This is a genomic window from Pseudomonas sp. SDO55104_S430, assembly GCF_054070595.1.
This window is the reverse complement of sequence record NZ_JBSVXG010000005.1, coordinates 16,239-32,858: the sequence shown is the minus strand read 5'-3', so window position 1 is coordinate 32,858 and position 16,620 is coordinate 16,239. Positions and strand designations below refer to the sequence as shown.

The following is a 16,620-nucleotide window of genomic DNA, read 5'->3' as shown; positions in this document are numbered from 1 at the left end:
CCCGCAGTCAAATGACACAACTGGCTGCGGTTTCGAATGCCGCCCCCTGCTCCAGCCAGAGCACTCTGTCCGCTGCAAGAATGGCCGCTGGACGATGAGCAATAACAATCCGTGTTTGCTGTGGCCGAAAAGCGACGATGCTAGCCAATACCCGTGCCTCGGTTTGCGTGTCCAGAGCCGAGGTGGCTTCGTCCAGTACCAGTACAGGAGCATCTGCCAATACTGCCCTGGCCAGCGCAATGCGCTGCCGCTGCCCACCTGACAACAACGCCCCATAACTACCGACATGGGTGTTATAGCCTTCGGGGAGGGCCATGATGAATTCATGCGCACACGCAGCAGTGGCGGCTGCGACAATTTCTTCCAGACTGGCGTTGGGTCTTGAATAGCTGATGTTGTCGCGTATGGAGCGACTCAACAGCACCGCGTCCTGTCCTACCATGGAAACGTTGCGCCGAAGCACGTCCAGGGGCAACGTCGAGATGTCACGTCCATCCAGCATGACCTGCCCACCGTGGGGTTCGTAGAAGCGCTGCAACAACTTGGATACCGTTGATTTTCCTGAACCACTGGCACCAGCAATGGCGACGGTCTCACCGGACAGCACGTGCAGACTGAACCCTTCCAGGACGGGTGCGTCCGTCCCTGGGTAAGTGAACCCGATGTTGTCGAACACCACCTCCCCGCGCCGGTCATCCACAATCGCCAGCGTTTCACTGGAGCCGGATTCCTCCTGGGGCAACCCGGTCAAGAACAGAGCGTCCGCAGCATCCTCAAGCCCCGACTGAGCCGCCCGAAGGTTTTCACCAAACCCACGCAGATAGCCTGCCATCAGTAGAAACGACGTGACGGCAAATGCAACGTCACCCGGGCGAGTGGCCCCTTTTGACCAGGCAAGCAGTGCGACGCCACTGAGCCCTGCAAGCAGTAACAACAGCAGCAGGTTCTGCATCAACCCCAAGTCGACAACACGCCGCCAGGCCTTCGAAGATGCCAGCCCCCACTCCTGCGCGACCTCTTCCATGCGTGCACGCTCACGCGTCTCCGCTCTGAAACTCTTGATGGTTGTGGCAGCAGCCAGCACATCAGCGGCCAGTCCGCTCAACTGTCCGTCGTTAAAGTTTGCGTTCAGGTGAGCCGGGCGTATCCACTGCATGCCGACCACCAGGTTACTGACGATAAACGCGATCACTACCAGCAAAGCAAACAGGCCAGCCAGTGGCTCACGCCAACCGATCATCACGACGAGTCCCAGCAACACCATCAAGGCCGGCCCCAAATGCACCGTGACCGCATCAGTTACCTTGTCATATCCCGACATCGACCGACGTAAGCGTCGCAACGTATCACCGGAGGACTGCACCGCATGCCAGTGGGCAGGTGCGGACAGCACATGTTCAAAACTTTTCAGCAAGACCGCCTGCATGTTTCGCGACGCCAGCGGAATCCACAAGCGATGGGCGAGATTACGGCTGATGGCGAATCCTGCGAAGGCGCCCAGGAGGATGAACCAGTTCTGCCACACGGTGGGCGCATCAGTATTCAAAGCGACGCTTTCGATCAGCCTTGCTGACGCCCAAGGCAACAACAGATCGAACCCTGTAGCGGCGAGAGTCAGCAAAGTACCCGAGATAAAAAAACCACGTCGCCGCATCCACATTCTGGCCACGAAGCCGAGCACCTGGCTGTAGGGGTAAGGACGAAATTGTTCATTCATCACGGCACCTTCACGTCCACGCCAACGCGGGCGAGGTCATCTTCAATAGCGTGGCACTCGGGAGACTCGAGTATCGGCAGATGCGGCGCATCGCTGTCTCCAAAGTGAGCGGGTAGTCGGAGCATTGCCGCTGAGATCAGGGCATGCACATGGTGAGTTTCCCGAAGGGTTCGAACAAGATGCCTCCCCCCCTCACCCTTTGAAGCTGCACTTACTAATCCAGCGGATTGACCACAAAAACGAAAAGGCCGCCCGTTTCGGGGCGGCCTTCGAGGACAATTTTACGTTTAACGCAGCGGTTGTCCCTTCATCTCAGACATTCGCAGGTAAACGATGCCGCTGATCAAACTGATCGCCGCCAGGTAAATCCAGAACAAATGGCCGTACCCACCGCCAGTCATTGCCGTCATCAGGTACGGAGAGGTACCGCCAAAGACAGTAACGGACAAAGCATATGGAAGTGCGATCCCGGTTACCCGAACCTCTGCCGGGAACTGCTCGGCCATGGTCACCGCTGAGGCTGCACCGAAGCCGGTCAGAATCACCATCGATACAGTTTGAATCATCGCCACTTCAGCCAGGCTGATGCCTTGATACAGCAAACCAAAACTCGGCCAGGCCCACAATGCTGCACTGAAAGCGAACGCAATCAGGACAGGGCGACGACCGACACGGTCGGCCAGCATGCCAACGAAGGGCATGAGCAACAACGAGACCCCAACTGCAATGGATCCGGCCAGCAACGTGTCACGAATAGACATGCCAGTAATCAAATGCACTTGCGACGGATAACTCACCATCCACACGTAGTTCAGCAGATTGCCTGCCATCGCCACGCCGATCACGCGCAGCACATCCTTGCGGTGAGTGGTAAAGATCTCGCGCAGTGGGCTCTTTTTTACCGTTTTCTTGGCAACTCTGGACTGGAACACTTCAGTCTCACGGACAGAAAGACGAATCCACAAGGTCAACAACCCCATCAGAGCGGCGATCACAAAAGCCACGCGCCAGCCCCAATCCTCCAGAGCGGTGTCACTCCCGATCGATGCCAGCATATAACCCAACAGGAATGACACTAACGTACCGGCATTTATCGCAAACCATTGCCAGGAGCCTGCGAAAGCCCGGCGATTCGAGGGTGCGGACTCGATCAGGAAAGCCGAAGCAGAACCGAACTCGCCGCCGGCGGAAAAGCCTTGGGTGAGACGCGCAAGTACCAGGATGATCGGAGCAGCGATGCCGATGCTTTCGTAGTTGGGGCAGATACCGATAACGAGCGAGGCAAGCGACATCAGGAGGATGGACAGGGTCAGCCCTTTTTTCCGTCCGTAACGGTCAGCGAATGTTCCCAATACCGCACCGCCGATTGGTCGCATCAGAAATCCGACAGCGAATACAGCAAGTACCGACAGCAACGCAGTCAGGCTGTTGCCGCTGGGGAAAAACTGACGGGCCAGGATTGTGGAGAACGTCGCGTAAATCACCCAGTCGGTGTATTCCACAATCGTTCCGAGTGTGGCGGCCACCATGGCCTTACGCTCGGTTTTGCTTAACTTTCGTCCATTGGTGTTCGAACTGCTTTCCAGTTCGGGCAGGTGATGCAGGGCCGCATTACTCTCATTGTTCATAGCATTGTTCCCGTAAGCACATTTCTTGTTGTGACGGAAACGATGGCATCGCTTTTCTGCGCAGTGAAGCGAGTTTAATGCCCTACTCAGTTGACGTTTGATCAACCGGGTTCGAAATCCCATGCCGCAGGTGCTTGCGTTCCATAAGCTCAGCGTCAGCTGAGTTTTTCTCAAGCGAAGGACGCTGAAAACTCCCTTGAACAACCTATGCATAAAGGTCGAATCTGCCGCCAGTCATCAAAGTTCAGACAACAAGAGGCGCACCGACATTGTCTGTCGCGTGCACCGAGGAGACACCCGATGTTAAAAGTTGAAAGTTACATTGCCGGCGCCACCCTGCCACCGTGCACCGGTCACTTCGTGGACAAACTGGATCCGCGCAGCGGCGAAAAAATGGGCGAAGTCGCTAACAGTGGCCCGCAAGACGTCGAATTTGCCATCGAAAACGCTCACCAGGCCGTACCCGCCTGGCGCGATATGCGCCCTTCCGAACGTGGTCGTATTCTCATTGAGCTGGCCCGTATCGTGCGCACTGGCGTTAACCGTATTGGCACGCTGGAAAGTGCCGAGACCGGCAAGCCTGGCCAGGAAATGGCGGCCTTGATGGATCTGACCGCCCAGTACTTTGAATACTATGCCGGGCTGGTCAACGTCATGGACGGTGAAGTCATCAATCAGGGCCCTGACTATCACGTATACACCCGACGCGATCCGTTCGGTGTTATCGGCGTCATTCTGCCGTGGAACGCCCCGCTACATCAGGCCGCTCGCGCCATTGCGCCTGCGTTGGCTACCGGCAATACCGTGGTGGCCAAGCCGTCGGAACACACCTCCGCTTCGCTTGTAGAACTGGCAAGAATCGCCGTTGAAGAAGCGGGCCTGCCACCCGGTGTTTTCAACGTAATTGTGGGCAAGGGCAGCGTCATTGGCCCCGTCATGGCGCGTCACCCGCTGATGCGTAAAATTTCGTTCACCGGCGGCCTGACTGCCGGCCAGGAGCTGGGACGTATCGCAGCAGAACGCATCTTGCCGCTGACGCTGGAACTGGGTGGCAAGTCCGCCAACATCGTGTTTGACGATGCCGATCTGGCTGCCGCTGCCAAGGGTGCCACTCGCGCCTTTACCTGGAACAGCGGTCAGTGGTGTGCAGCTGGCACTCGCCTGCTGGTTCAGGAAAACATTCACGATCAGTTTGTTGAAAAATTCATCAGTGAAGTAGCGGCGCTGCGCGTGGGCCCAGACTTCGACTCCACCTCGGGGCCGATTACCACCAAGGCACAGTTCGAGAAAATCAAAAGCTATTTCGATGTCGCAGAACGTGAAGGCCTCAAGCCTGCTATCGGTGGTAAGGTCGGTACTGGCGAGCATCTGGGTACGGGCTGGTACATCGAACCGACGGTATACACCGGTGTAACCAATGACATGACCTTGGCCAAGGAAGAGATTTTCGGGCCGATCGTCTGCGTGATCCCATTCAAAGATGAGGCGGATGCCCTGCGCATCGCCAACGACAGTGAGTTCGGCCTCGGCGCCGGTATCTGGAGCCGCGACATTGGTCGGGTTCATCGAGTCGCTGCTGGCCTTGAAGCTGGCCGAATCGTGGTCAACGAATATAGCGGCGGGTTCGTGCAGACGCCTTGCGGTGGATTTAAACAGAGCGGCTACGGGCGCGAGCAAGGCATCGATGCCTTGTCTCACTACACCCAGCTGAAGTCGGTCATCATCCGCCTCTGACGCGTCCCTCCCCTACCAACCCAAGCACCCTGCCGTGGATCAAACCGCGGCGGGGTGTTGGCGTTTGACAATCCGGCTCACTTGAGCTTTTGTCATCCTCATCCAGGGCCATTTATGTCGTACAAGAAGATCCCCATGAAGGACAGACTACCTCCACTCAACGCCATTCGCGCCTTCGAAGCTGTCGCGCGTCACTTGAGCATTACATTGGCCGCTGAAGAACTGAATGTCACTCCAGGTGCTGTATCCAGGCAGATTCGCTCGCTGGAGGACTACATGGAGCAGCCCCTTTTCACGCGAGGCCATCGACAGGTCAGCCTCACGGCAGCCGGTGAACAATATTTCAATGCCGTGGCACGAATCATTGAAGAACTGCGCAGCGCTACACGGCAACTGAAGCGTCCAACTAAACGTCGGCAGATCAAGGTTCGCGCTTACACCACGTTTGCCATGCAGTGGCTGATCCCGCGCCTGGCCAGCTTTCATCATGAAAATCCAAAGATCGAAGTATTGCTCACCGCTTCCCTGGATCCGGTGGATTTTCAGAAAGAGGATCTGGATGCGGCGATTCGGCTTGGCGCAGGAGACTGGCCTAATTGCAACAGTTATGTACTGAGCGAGAACTTACTGGCCCCGGTGTGCAGCCCTGCTCTGCTGAACACTGAACCCGGCTTGCATTCGCCTGTCGACGTTGCCGAATACACCATGCTTCATTCCATAGCCCGCCCTGACGATTGGGCCTATTGGCTTGAGGAAACGGGCGTCATCAGTCAGGTCGATTCGCGCGCAGGCATGATTTATCAGAGCTCATCCATGGTCTATGCCGCCGCCATCGGTGGGCAAGGGATTGCCATGGCTCAGTTGTTTCTGGTGGGAAAGGAATTACGTGAAGGCACGCTGGTACGCCCATTCGAGCAAACCGTTGACCGTGGTGCCTACACGTACTATTTACTGACGCCCAAGCATCGTCCCGAGCGAGAGGACATGACGATATTCCGCCAATGGATACTGGAACAGGCGCGACTGAGCCGCACAGCAGAATGAAAAAATCCCGGCCTGAGCCGGGATTGATTTTTACCTACCGAGGAGCTTTGGGCTCCCTGGATTCGCGGACAGCGCCGCCCTGCAAGTACCGGTCGATTTCTTCATCGCTGAACGCAAAGTCTCTCAAAACACTACGCGAATGCTCACCCAGATCGGGTGCCGGCCTGTAGGGCTCAGCCGCTGCGGCAGCGCTGTTGACCGGGAAACCAACCGTACGCAACGTGCCGTGTCGTGGATGTTCGATGCTCGCCAGCAATGCATTGTCAGCCAGTTGCGGATGCACCAGCAGGTCACTGTAGTCGGCGACCTTTGCACACAGGATGTCGGCTTTGCGCAGGGCTTCCAGCCAGTGCGTCGTAGGACGCGTGACAAAAACCGAATCGAGCATTGCCTGCATCAACGCCCGGTGCTTGACCCGATTACCCGAGCTGTCGAAACGCGGGTCCTGCACCCACTCCCCATGCCCGAGCACCGCGCACAAACGCTCCCAGCGATTGCCGTTGTAAGCCGCAACCATGATCCAGCCATCCTCAGTGCGGAAGGCTTCGTTGGGCGCCGCGTACGGCGCCGCGCTGCCGATAGGCTTGGGCAACTGCCCATCCTGCAGGTAGCTGGTGATGGAAGACTGCTGCAAAGCCAAGGCGCTGTTCATAAGACTGACGTCCAGATGACCGCCCTTGCCGTCGACATGACGCGCCTGCAGCTTTGCCAGAATCGACATGCTGGCCATGTAGCCCGTCACCACATCGACGACCGGCGCCTGGACTTTGCATGGCGGCGAGTCCGGCAGACCAATCAGACTCATCAAACCTGAGTCCGCCTGCAGGATACCGTCCACACCTGCCCGCTCAGCGTAAGGGCCCTGCTGTCCGTAGGCGGAAATGGAGCAGTAAATCAGCTTCGGGTTAACCTCAGCCACCGCCTCATACCCGAGTCCCAGGCGCGCCATGACACCGGGACGCATGCTTTCAATGAGCACGTCAGCTTCGGCCACCATGCGCATCACGATAGCCAGGCTATCAGGATGCTTGAGGTCGAGACAAACACCCAGCTTGCCACGGTTGAAGCCGTGGTAGAGCGCACTGTCTTCACCGACCCAGGCCGGGCCAAGGGTGCGCCCCAACTCGCCTTCCGGAGGCTCGACCTTGATGACCTGCGCCCCCATATCGGCGAGCAGCATGGTGCAGGTAGGGCCTGCAGCAATCTGGGTGAAGTCCAGCACCGTCAAGCCTTTCAATGCGTCACGCAACATGCTGTAGTCCTCCCGCTTTGAACGTGTCGGGATTTTTTATTGTCATGATGGCCTCCAGGCCTTAGCGGCCCTGGTACTGCGGTGAGCGCTTCTCGGAGAATGCCGCCCGCCCTTCAAGCCTGTCCTCGGTATCGCGCAGAACGCCCCAGTACAACTCGGTCAGCCGCTGCGCATCACGATCGGACAGGTGAGCGGTTTGCGTTGACAGAGATTGCAACGCCTGGATGGCCAAAGGTGCAGCGCAGGCGATGCGTTCAGCCAGCTCAAAAGAACGCTCGACCAGTTGCTCCTGGCTATCGACAACTTCCGACACCAGGCCGATCACCGACGCGTGCAGCGCATCAATGCGCTGTCCGGTCAGGGCCATCTGCATCGCATGAGCAGAAGGGACCGCCCGCAGCAACCGATGCAGGCCGGAAACTGCCGGGATCGAACCCACCACGGCTTCGGGCAAGCCGAAACTGGCATTGCTCGACGCGATGCGCAGACTGCACTGCAAGGCCAGCTCCAGGCCGCCGCCCAGGCAGTGGCCATTGACTGCGGCGATCAGCGGCTTACGCAGATCAAGATCACTCAGATCCATCAGGCGAATGTAGAGCCCCGCGTCGGCAGCCGCTTCGTTTTCCAGAAACAGCGATTCTGCATAGGAGGCCGACGATTCCCGGGTACTTTTCAGGTCGGCTCCGACGCAAAACGCCCGATTGCCGCCGCCGGTGATAATGGCTGTGCGAATTTCACGCCGGTCACGCACCTCCACCAGACAAGCACGCAGCACTCGCAGGGAATCCAGGTTCAGCGCATTCAAGGCTTCGGGGCGATCGAGCGTAATTCGCGCTACCGCCCCTTGAATTTCCATCGTTACTGGCATGGGAATTCCCTCAAACGCTGGCCGAAGACAGGCTTCGGCCACCGCAGACGTACAAGGTTTGTCCGGTGACGTAGCTGCTCGCCGGGTCGAGGAAAAACTCCACGGCATTAGCGATATCGTCTGGCGTGCCAATGCGTTTGACCGGCACGGTATCTTTCAGGCGCGCCTGAACAGCTTCCTCGAAACTCTGGAACAGCGGGGTGTCAACGATCCCAGGAGCAATCGTGTTGACCGTGATGCCTTTGGCGGCAAACTCGATGGCCAGGCTGCGGGTCAGACTGACCACACCACCTTTGGCAGCCGAGTAGTTCGCCTGACCAAAACCACCCAGCCAGGCGCGAGACGACAGGTTGACGATGCGCCCGAAGTTACGCTCCAGCATCAGTGGCAATGCGGCCTTGCAGCAGAGAAACTGCGCACGCAGGTTGGTGTTCACCACCAGATCCCAGTCTTCCTCGGTCATTTTCAGGAAGCGTTTGTCGCGCACCACACCGGCGTTGTTCACCAGAAAATCCAGGGCTCCATAAGCCTCGCCGATTTCGGCGAAAGCTCGTTCAACCGCCGAGGCTTCAGTCAGATCCAGCGCAATACCATGGACGGGCAAACCATCTGCGGTCAGGCGTTCAACAGCCTCGTTGAGCACTAGCTCGTCACGATCCAGCAAATAGGTGATGACGCCGGCCTCTGCCAGACGTTGTGCGATGCGCAAGCCGATACCACGCGCTGCGCCGGTGACCGCCGCAACCTGACCGCTTTGAAAACGTTGTGCAGACATGTCACACCCCCAGTACGTGAACGGACGACGCCGCGTGATCAACACCTGCGATGCCGCCGCCTGTGCACTGAGCGACGCCGATGCGCGGTGCGTTGGATTGACGCTTACCGGCGCGGCCCTGCAACTGCCACATCAACTCAACCATTTGCGCCACACCCGTGGCACCCAATGGATGACCTTTGGCGAGCAAGCCGCCGCTTGGGTTGACCGCCACGCGTCCACCGATTTGGGTAGCGCCGGACTTCAGCAAGGACACCGCCTCGCCGTGCGCAGCCAGTCCAAGGGCTTCGTAGTAGATCAACTCTGCGATGGTAAAGGCGTCGTGCAACTCAACCACACCGATGTCGCGTGGATCGATCCCTGCCTGTTCGTACGCTTGGCGCGCAGCACGTGCAGTAATTTCTGCGTCAAGAATGTCATCGCGGGCTCCTTCAGCCAGGCCCGATACTACGGTGGAGCCGAGAACACGCACATCTTTGGCATGAGGGCCGGCACGTTTGCTCAGAACCAGCGCTGCGGCGCCATCCACTTGAGATGGGCAGCACTGCAACAGCGTCAGAGGGTCGGCAATCATGCGAGAAGCCAACACTTCTTCCAGGGTCACGGTGGTTTGCTGCTGGGCAAATTCGTTCAGCGAGCCGTGGTAACGGTTCTTCACGGCAATCGCCGCAAGATCGGCTGGCTGAGCATCGCGCTCGTGCAGGAAACGAGTGCCGCGCATCGCGTAGATCGCTGGCAGCACCATGCCAGCCTGGGCGAAGAGGTCGGTTTTCTCATCATTGCGCTGCATCGGGATGGTGCCACCGCCCAGTTGGGTCAGTTGCTCAATCCCGAACACCAGGACAGTGTCGTACTGATCTGCCAACAAGGCATGGCGAGCCAAGTGAACAGCAGTGGCGCCACTGGCGCAGGCGTTTTCGATGTTGTAGACCGGAATACCCGCCAGACCGAGGTCACGCAGGATGACCTGTCCAAGAATCATCCCACCCAGGACGTTGGCACAGTAGATGGCCTGGATATCCTTGAGCTCAACACCGGCATCGGCCACGGCCGCCAGGATCGCCTGTTGCGCCAGTTCCGGAGCCTTCACACCCGGGTGCTTGCCGAAGCGGGTCATCGCCCCGCCCATCACGTGCATGCTCGTCATTGCCCATCCTCCACCAGTTCAAATACATAGCCGTAGGTGTCATCTGGCAACACCCGGCAGACATCACCAATCACAGGTCGCCGTTGACCATTCACACGGCCGAACAAACGAGCCGGGCCAGGCAAATCCACATAGCCAAGGGCGAACGGCTGCAACCCGCTCTTCGGACTCGGATGGATGATGGTGTAGCTGTACAGAGCACCTTCATCGGCCAGGGTGACCGCGTCGTATTGCTCAGCCAGTGGGGAATGGACAGAAACAGGCGGGAAGACCAGCTCGCCCGATACACGATGTTGGGATGCGAGCAGACGCACAGGGGCCTCGCTGCTCCACAGGGACGTATTCATTGTTCGACCTCCAGTAACAGATGCCGCGATCGCGGCGCCATGGAGGTCATGTTCAACAGTCCATGCAAGCTGGACAAACGATATAAAAAAGCCTCTCCCTTGAGAAAAAATCAAAGAAAGAAACTCAGGAGGTTTCGAACGCCTGTCTGTACGGCTTCTGGAGGGGACTCGAAGATGAAATGAAGTCGTGTAGTGGAGTGACCACCACCACGCAGGTGACAGTCACTCTCTCTGGATCTCAGACTTTACGCAGCGCTTGCGGGTCAATCGGCAGGGTACGGAGTCGCTTTCCTGTTGCGGCAAATATCGCATTGACCACGGCCGGAGCGATCGTCACCGTCGAAACCTCTCCAAGCCCACCCGGCGCTTCTTTGCTATCCACTCGCCATGTGTCGATTTGTGGAACCTCATTGATGCGCAACACCCGATAGGTGTCGAAGTTTCCCTGCTCAACCTTGCCATCCTTGAACGTTATATTGCCGAATAACGCCGCGCTCAATCCGAACACTGTTCCGCCTTGTACCTGCGCAACGACACTGTCCGGGTTGATGGCAATACCGCAATCAACCACCGTGGTCACCTTGTGCACTTTCACATCACCACTGTCGCTGACACTGACTTCCGCCACTTGAGCTGCATAGGTGCTAAAACATGAAGTCAGCGCCAGACCGCGACCATGCCCAGGTGCCAGTGGCGTATCCCAACCGGATTTTTCCCTGAGCATTTGCAGTACCTTGATGGCTCGGGGATGTTTTTCCAGCAAAGGGTACCGATACTCAAACGGGTTCGAGTTGTTCAGTTGAGCGAGCTCATCAAGCAGACCTTCAACCATGAACGCGTTTTGAGTATGCCCAACCCCTCGCCAGAACGCGGGAGTGATGCCTGTCGGCGGTTCGTGACGAACGTATTGGACGTTCACATTGGGAAAAGCGTAGGGGCCGAATGCATCGCGAGTCGCATCACCGTCTATTCCATTCTTGAATACAGCCGGTGCCCATCGGGCGAGGATCGACCCACCCGTTACTTTGTGAGTCCAAGCGACAGGCTTGCCCGAGTCATCCAGCGCGGCACTGAGATGGTTGTAGTGAAACGGTCTGAGGGTACTGTGGCGAGTGTCTTCTTCCCGTGACCAAATCACCTTCAACGGATAATCGACCTGACGGGCGAGCTTCACAGCATCTTCAACGAAATCGACCTCCAGACGCCTGCCGAAACCTCCGCCGATCAAATGGTTATGCACCTGTATCGAATCTTCGGGAAGTCCGGTAATTTTTGCAGCAACCGCTTTAGCGCGTGCCGGCACCTGGATGCCCAACCACAGATCACAACTGTCCTTGCGCACATGCACCGTACAGTTGACGGGTTCGAGGCAGGCGTGGGCCAGAAACGGTACTTGATAGACCACCTCGACTTTCTTCCTGGCCTGAGCCATGGCCGCCGTCACGTCACCGTCGTTACGCACTTCAAGACCCGGCCCAAGGGATGCCTCTCTGATGTTTTTGAGCATCGACTCGCTGGAGACCGTGGCGTTGGCCCCGCCATTCCATTTGATTTGTAGCGCCGCCAGCCCCTTGCGCGCAGCTCCCATATGGTCGGCGACCACTGCAACCGAGTTGTCAGTACGTAATACCTGCCGCACACCTTTAACTGCCATGGCGGGTGCCGGGTCGACAGACTCCAATGTTCCCCCAACGACAGGGCACAGCATCACGGCAGCCACTTTTAAACCTTCAGGACGTACGTCGATCCCGAAGACTGCAGTGCCATTGACCTTGGAAGGCGAATCCGTGCGTTTGGCCGACGTTCCAATCAACTTGAATTGGCTCGGATCCTTCAAAGGGATGTTTTCCGGCAAGGGCAGTTTGGCCGCAGCGTCAACCAATTCGCCGTAGCCCAAGCGACGACCGCTTTCGGCGTGCAACACCACGCCCTTATCGGCGGTACAGCTGTTTACAGGCACTTTCCATTGCTGGGCTGCGGCGCTGATCAGCAGGACTCGGGCGACGGCACCGGCTTCTCGAAGCGGTTTCCAGTTACCTGGCACTGATGTCGAGCCACCAGTTACCTGGAAGCCAAGCATGGGATTGGCATAACGTTTGTCATCGGCAGGAGCGTGTTCAATGACGACCTGATCTAGACCGACCTCCAGCTCTTCAGCGATCAATGCCGGCATGGACGTGTAAGTCCCCTGCCCCATTTCCACCGGCTGAATAGTCAGGAAAATGCGTCCATCGCGATCAATACGAATATAAGCATTCGGGTTGAACCCGCTCTCTTGCGCCTGCGCCCCACGCATCGAAATTGGCAGTGCAAAACTGATCAACAAGCCACCACCAATAGCGGCGCCCGCCTTGATGAAACTCCGTCTGCTGATACCTTCAGACTCCTCCAATGAGTTTTTTGGTGGAGCGCAATGGGGAGTGTTCATGAAGATTGCTCCGCAGTGGAAGGCGTCGCCTGACCTGAAGCAATCTTGATTGCCTCCCGTATCCTCACGTAGGTGCCGCAGCGACAGATGTTGCCTGACATTGCACCATCGATGGCCGCATCGTCGGGCTTCGCGTTGCTCGTCAGTAGCGCCGTGGCAGACATGATTTGTCCAGACTGGCAGTAACCACACTGCACCACTTCATGTGCCAGCCACGCCTCTTGAACACGCTTGCCAACATCGGTCGCGCCCACACCCTCTATGGTTGTTATCTTCGCTGTCGCCAAGGCGCTCACGGGCATCAGACACGAACGTATGGCCGTCCCGTCCATGAGAACCGTACAAGCACCGCAGAGCGCCATGCCGCAGCCAAACTTGGTACCGTACATTCCCAAGACATCGCGCAAGACCCATAAAAGTGGCGTGTCGGCTTCGACATCCACCTCGTAGATGGATCCATTGATATTGAGACTCTGGCTCATGTCTGCTCCTCGCCTTTACACGTTTTTGGTCACATGCAGGGAAGAAGGACTCAGCCTCCCGCCGATTAAATGCACGTTTGGCAGGTTAATTACTGGAGAGTATCCACTGGGTAACTGTCGCAAGATCCGCATCGTTGAGTTGCGCTTGGGGTGGCATCGGCACAGGCCCCCATTGACCCGTGCTGCCCTTCTTCACACTCTCGCCAAGTTCAGCAGCCGTTTTACTACCGTCCCGGTAGCGATTGGCGACGTCTTGCCATGACGGCCCTACCGTTTTGACCGTGGCCTGGTGACATGCGGTGCAAGCATTGCGCTGCAAAATCTGGAGCGTTGCAGCCTGATCAGCTTTGACCCCTTCCAGGGTGAACAACCCCAACACCGCTACTGCATAGTGAAGTTTGCGCATATGACGGTCTCAGATAATTTCTTTTCCCCAAGATTAGTCAGGGTATGCCATGGAATTAGCGCGATTTCATGCATGAGCTTTGAAGGAAAAGTTAAAACTGACGGCTTGGACAGGATCCGCAGCAGCATCACTCAACGACGATCCGTTCACGCCTCTACTGCGGCGTGGCGCAAATGATCAATGAGCAATCGAAGACGATTGGAAATGCTGCGACGATCCGGGAAATAGAGCATGTAGGGTGAAACAGTCGGACTCCAATCACTTAGCAAGCGGGTTAGTTGTCCCTTTTGAAGCAGGGCACTCAAGTGCCCATCCGGCATATAGGCGATTCCAAGACCATCAACAGCCGCTTGCATCAGCGCGATAGGACTGTTGTAAACCAATCGACTCTTCACCCTTATATGATGAGACTCTTGGCCATTCTCAAATGACCAGCGCTCCAGCGCTCCACGATCGCCGAGCCGATAACCAATGCAGTCGTGTTGATAAAGATCACTTGGATGATTTGGCGCGATGCGACGAGCGAGATAATCCGGAGACGCAAATGCCCCCATTCGCAGTTCAGATCCAACGCTGACTGCCACAAGATCGCGCTCTACCTGCGCTGCCAAACCCAGCCCTGCATCAAAACCCTCCAGCACCAAATCAACTTTCGACTCACGTAAGACCACATCCACATCGATCGCGGGATAGAGCTTGAGGAAGCTGCTCAATGCTGGCCGCAGTACAGCCAAATAGGCTGATGTTGTCGCGATCAAACGCAGCTCGCCAGAGGGGACAGACGCGTTCTCGGAAATGTGTTGTGCCGCTTTTGCCAACTCCTCGACGAGAGGCTCTATCTGCCTGAGAAACTGCGCGCCCGCTTCCGTCAGATTGACACTTCGCGTTGTACGTTTGAACAACACCACACCAAGTCTGCGTTCCAGGCTTCTCACCACTTGACTGACAGCCGAAGGCGAAACGCCCAACTGCTGTGAAGCCCAGGTGAAACTGCGCTGTCTCGCTACCTGTACAAAGGTCACCAGACCATCCAGTTGATCCTGGCGCATAGCCTCGCTCCGAATGTCTGCTGACAATTGCCGCATTAGCCAAAAGATTGAAATGCAAAGATCAGTCTGCGGTGAATGCTCGACAAGCGAATAAAACGGACGACTGGGTTTCGTTTTAATCAATCCATCTTTTCAATGGCCGAAAAGAAGTCTCTGACTCACAAAAGCCGCCCGAAGGCGGCATCGCACGAGTTCCTGGTGATATGAAAACGCGATTTATGCGGGCAGCAAGAACGTCCAGAGTTCATTAGACGAACTCTTTGCCGACTGCCCATAAGCGCTCAACGTGATTTAGCGATCACCACAACGCCAGCGTGTAAGTCAGGATCAGACGATTCTCGTCGATGTCGTTGGTGAAGTTGCTGCGCATGGTGGCGTTCTTCCAGCGCAGACCGAGATTTTTCAGTGGGCCGCTCTGGATCACATAACCCAACTCGCTGTCACGCTCCCACTCTTGACCTGCCCCGCTCCTTCCCCGCACCACAACATCGTCGCCAGAGATGTAGCGTGTCATGAAGGTCAATCCCGGGAGACCCAACGCAGCGAAGTTGTAGTCATAGCGGGCCTGCCATGACCTTTCCTCTTGATTACCGAAATCGTTGATCTGCACCAGGTTAATCAGGTAAGCGTCGGTACCGTTGATGTTGGCGAACCCCGTATCACCATCCATGCGTTGATAACCGAGTCCGAATGCATGTCCTCCCAGGCTGTAAGTAAACATTGCCTGCAGTGCGCGGTTGTCTACGTTACTGCCTCCATCATCGAGACTGCGCGCCCAGCGCAGATCGGACTTTAACGTTTGCCCCGCCGTGACGTTCCACACATGGTTGAGAGTCAGGTAATGCTGTTTGTAGATACCCTCCAGACCACCGTAGTAATAGCTGGTACTCAGATCCGGCAACCATTTGTACGTGGCGCCACCAAAGTCGAACTTGTCGCTGTCTGAATGCCGTCCCAATCGGATATTGCGAGACACGCCGTTGTAGACCGCCATGGGCTCATTGTCGGACGAGTTGCGCAGGTTGATTCGATCGAGTCTTCCCAGATCCACAGAAAGATCCTTGACCTGCGAGCTGTTCAACCAACCACCTCGAAAAGTCTGTGGCAGCAGGCGGCTGTCGTTGGAGAGCGCTACCGGCAACTTCGGCATCAACGTGCCAACCTTCAGGGTGTTTTTTGACACTTTGAACTTACCTGTCACGCCCACCTCACCGTATTCATCCTCTGCCCGATGCGGCGCCTCTCGATCGGATTTGAGTAGACCTGTTCCCGTACGATCCGGGCTGGAGTCCAGCTTGATGCCCAGCAGGCCGATGGCATCCACCCCCACTCCAATAACCCCTTCGGTGTAGCCAGACTCATAACGCAATAACAGGCCTTGAGCCCACTCCTCCGCCTTGTTTTGAGCCGCGCCGGACTGCCTGAAATCGCGGTTGAAATAATAATTGCGCGCTTCCAGACTGGCCTTGCTGTCGCTGAGAAAATCGGCACTGGCGCTCTGCGAAACACCCGCCATAACACCGCAGATCAGCACTGGCCAAACCCGAACTGAATGGTGGATACGGTTGAATACAGGGAATTCCGGCCACGACGAAGCGTTGACCGGGATGATCGGATGGGACAATTTCATGACGTGCTCTCTTGTTCTTGTTGTGCCCGGTGCATTGACCGGATCGCTGTGTGCGGAGCTGATCGTAGAAATCGTCCAAAGCCACTGACAATCGATTAAAACGGTCGTCACGC

At 56.9% G+C, this 16,620-nt stretch carries 14 protein-coding genes; 2 read left to right on the top strand and 12 right to left on the bottom strand.

Annotation, left to right across the window (positions count from 1 at the left end; all coding sequences use genetic code 11):
* Positions 1–7: 7 nt before the first annotated feature.
* Both ACW9JE_RS01660 and ACW9JE_RS01655 read right to left on the bottom strand, forming a co-directional pair.
* Entirely contained in the window at positions 8–1,717 is a 1,710-nt protein-coding gene (locus ACW9JE_RS01660; protein ID WP_457431658.1) for an ABC transporter ATP-binding protein, read from the bottom strand.
* Between the two features lie 287 nt (positions 1,718–2,004).
* Positions 2,005–3,345, bottom strand: a complete 1,341-nt coding sequence (locus tag ACW9JE_RS01655; RefSeq protein ID WP_457431657.1) for an MFS transporter — start codon at positions 3,343–3,345, stop codon at positions 2,005–2,007.
* A gap of 300 nt (positions 3,346–3,645) precedes the next feature.
* Between ACW9JE_RS01655 and ACW9JE_RS01650 the strand changes: the two genes are divergently transcribed.
* On the top strand, positions 3,646–5,079 hold the full coding sequence (locus ACW9JE_RS01650) for an aldehyde dehydrogenase family protein (protein WP_457431656.1): 1,434 nt from the start codon (positions 3,646–3,648) through the stop codon (positions 5,077–5,079).
* Between the two features lie 135 nt (positions 5,080–5,214).
* Positions 5,215–6,123, top strand: coding sequence for a transcriptional regulator GcvA (gene gcvA, locus ACW9JE_RS01645; RefSeq protein WP_224534334.1), 909 nt, complete (start codon positions 5,215–5,217; stop codon positions 6,121–6,123).
* Positions 6,124–6,157: 34 nt separating this feature from the next.
* Here the strand turns inward: gcvA and ACW9JE_RS01640 are convergent, their stop codons facing one another.
* From ACW9JE_RS01640 to ACW9JE_RS01595, 10 genes are all read right to left on the bottom strand, one after another.
* Positions 6,158–7,375 (bottom strand): CaiB/BaiF CoA transferase family protein, encoded by a 1,218-nt coding sequence (locus ACW9JE_RS01640; protein ID WP_457431655.1) that lies wholly within the window; start codon positions 7,373–7,375, stop codon positions 6,158–6,160.
* Positions 7,376–7,436: 61 nt separating this feature from the next.
* A complete protein-coding gene (locus tag ACW9JE_RS01635; RefSeq protein WP_224534330.1) occupies positions 7,437–8,243 on the bottom strand; it encodes an enoyl-CoA hydratase/isomerase family protein in 807 nt (268 codons plus the stop codon).
* 10 nt (positions 8,244–8,253) lie between these two features.
* Complete coding sequence (locus ACW9JE_RS01630) at positions 8,254–9,018, bottom strand: SDR family NAD(P)-dependent oxidoreductase (RefSeq protein WP_224534322.1); 765 nt, start codon at positions 9,016–9,018, stop codon at positions 8,254–8,256.
* A gap of 1 nt (position 9,019) precedes the next feature.
* Positions 9,020–10,165: a thiolase family protein gene (locus ACW9JE_RS01625; protein ID WP_224534320.1), complete on the bottom strand. Its 1,146-nt coding sequence runs from the start codon at positions 10,163–10,165 to the stop codon at positions 9,020–9,022.
* Positions 10,162–10,512, bottom strand: a complete 351-nt coding sequence (locus ACW9JE_RS01620) for a Zn-ribbon domain-containing OB-fold protein (RefSeq protein WP_224534318.1) — start codon at positions 10,510–10,512, stop codon at positions 10,162–10,164. The genes ACW9JE_RS01625 and ACW9JE_RS01620 overlap by 4 nt, the downstream gene beginning before the upstream one ends.
* A gap of 238 nt (positions 10,513–10,750) precedes the next feature.
* Positions 10,751–12,940 (bottom strand): molybdopterin cofactor-binding domain-containing protein, encoded by a 2,190-nt coding sequence (locus ACW9JE_RS01615; RefSeq protein ID WP_457431654.1) that lies wholly within the window; start codon positions 12,938–12,940, stop codon positions 10,751–10,753.
* Positions 12,937–13,422, bottom strand: coding sequence for a (2Fe-2S)-binding protein (locus ACW9JE_RS01610; RefSeq protein ID WP_457431653.1), 486 nt, complete (start codon positions 13,420–13,422; stop codon positions 12,937–12,939). Before ACW9JE_RS01610 ends, ACW9JE_RS01615 begins: the two co-directional genes overlap by 4 nt.
* An 85-nt stretch (positions 13,423–13,507) precedes the next feature.
* Positions 13,508–13,828 carry a c-type cytochrome gene (locus ACW9JE_RS01605; protein ID WP_457431652.1) on the bottom strand — a complete coding sequence of 107 codons (321 nt, stop codon included), beginning with the start codon at positions 13,826–13,828 and terminating at the stop codon, positions 13,508–13,510.
* Between the two features lie 146 nt (positions 13,829–13,974).
* Positions 13,975–14,877, bottom strand: a complete 903-nt coding sequence (locus ACW9JE_RS01600; protein WP_457431651.1) for a LysR substrate-binding domain-containing protein — start codon at positions 14,875–14,877, stop codon at positions 13,975–13,977.
* Positions 14,878–15,175: 298 nt separating this feature from the next.
* On the bottom strand, positions 15,176–16,393 hold the full coding sequence (locus ACW9JE_RS01595) for an OprD family porin (protein WP_457431683.1): 1,218 nt from the start codon (positions 16,391–16,393) through the stop codon (positions 15,176–15,178).
* Between the last annotated feature and the right edge of the window lie 227 nt (positions 16,394–16,620).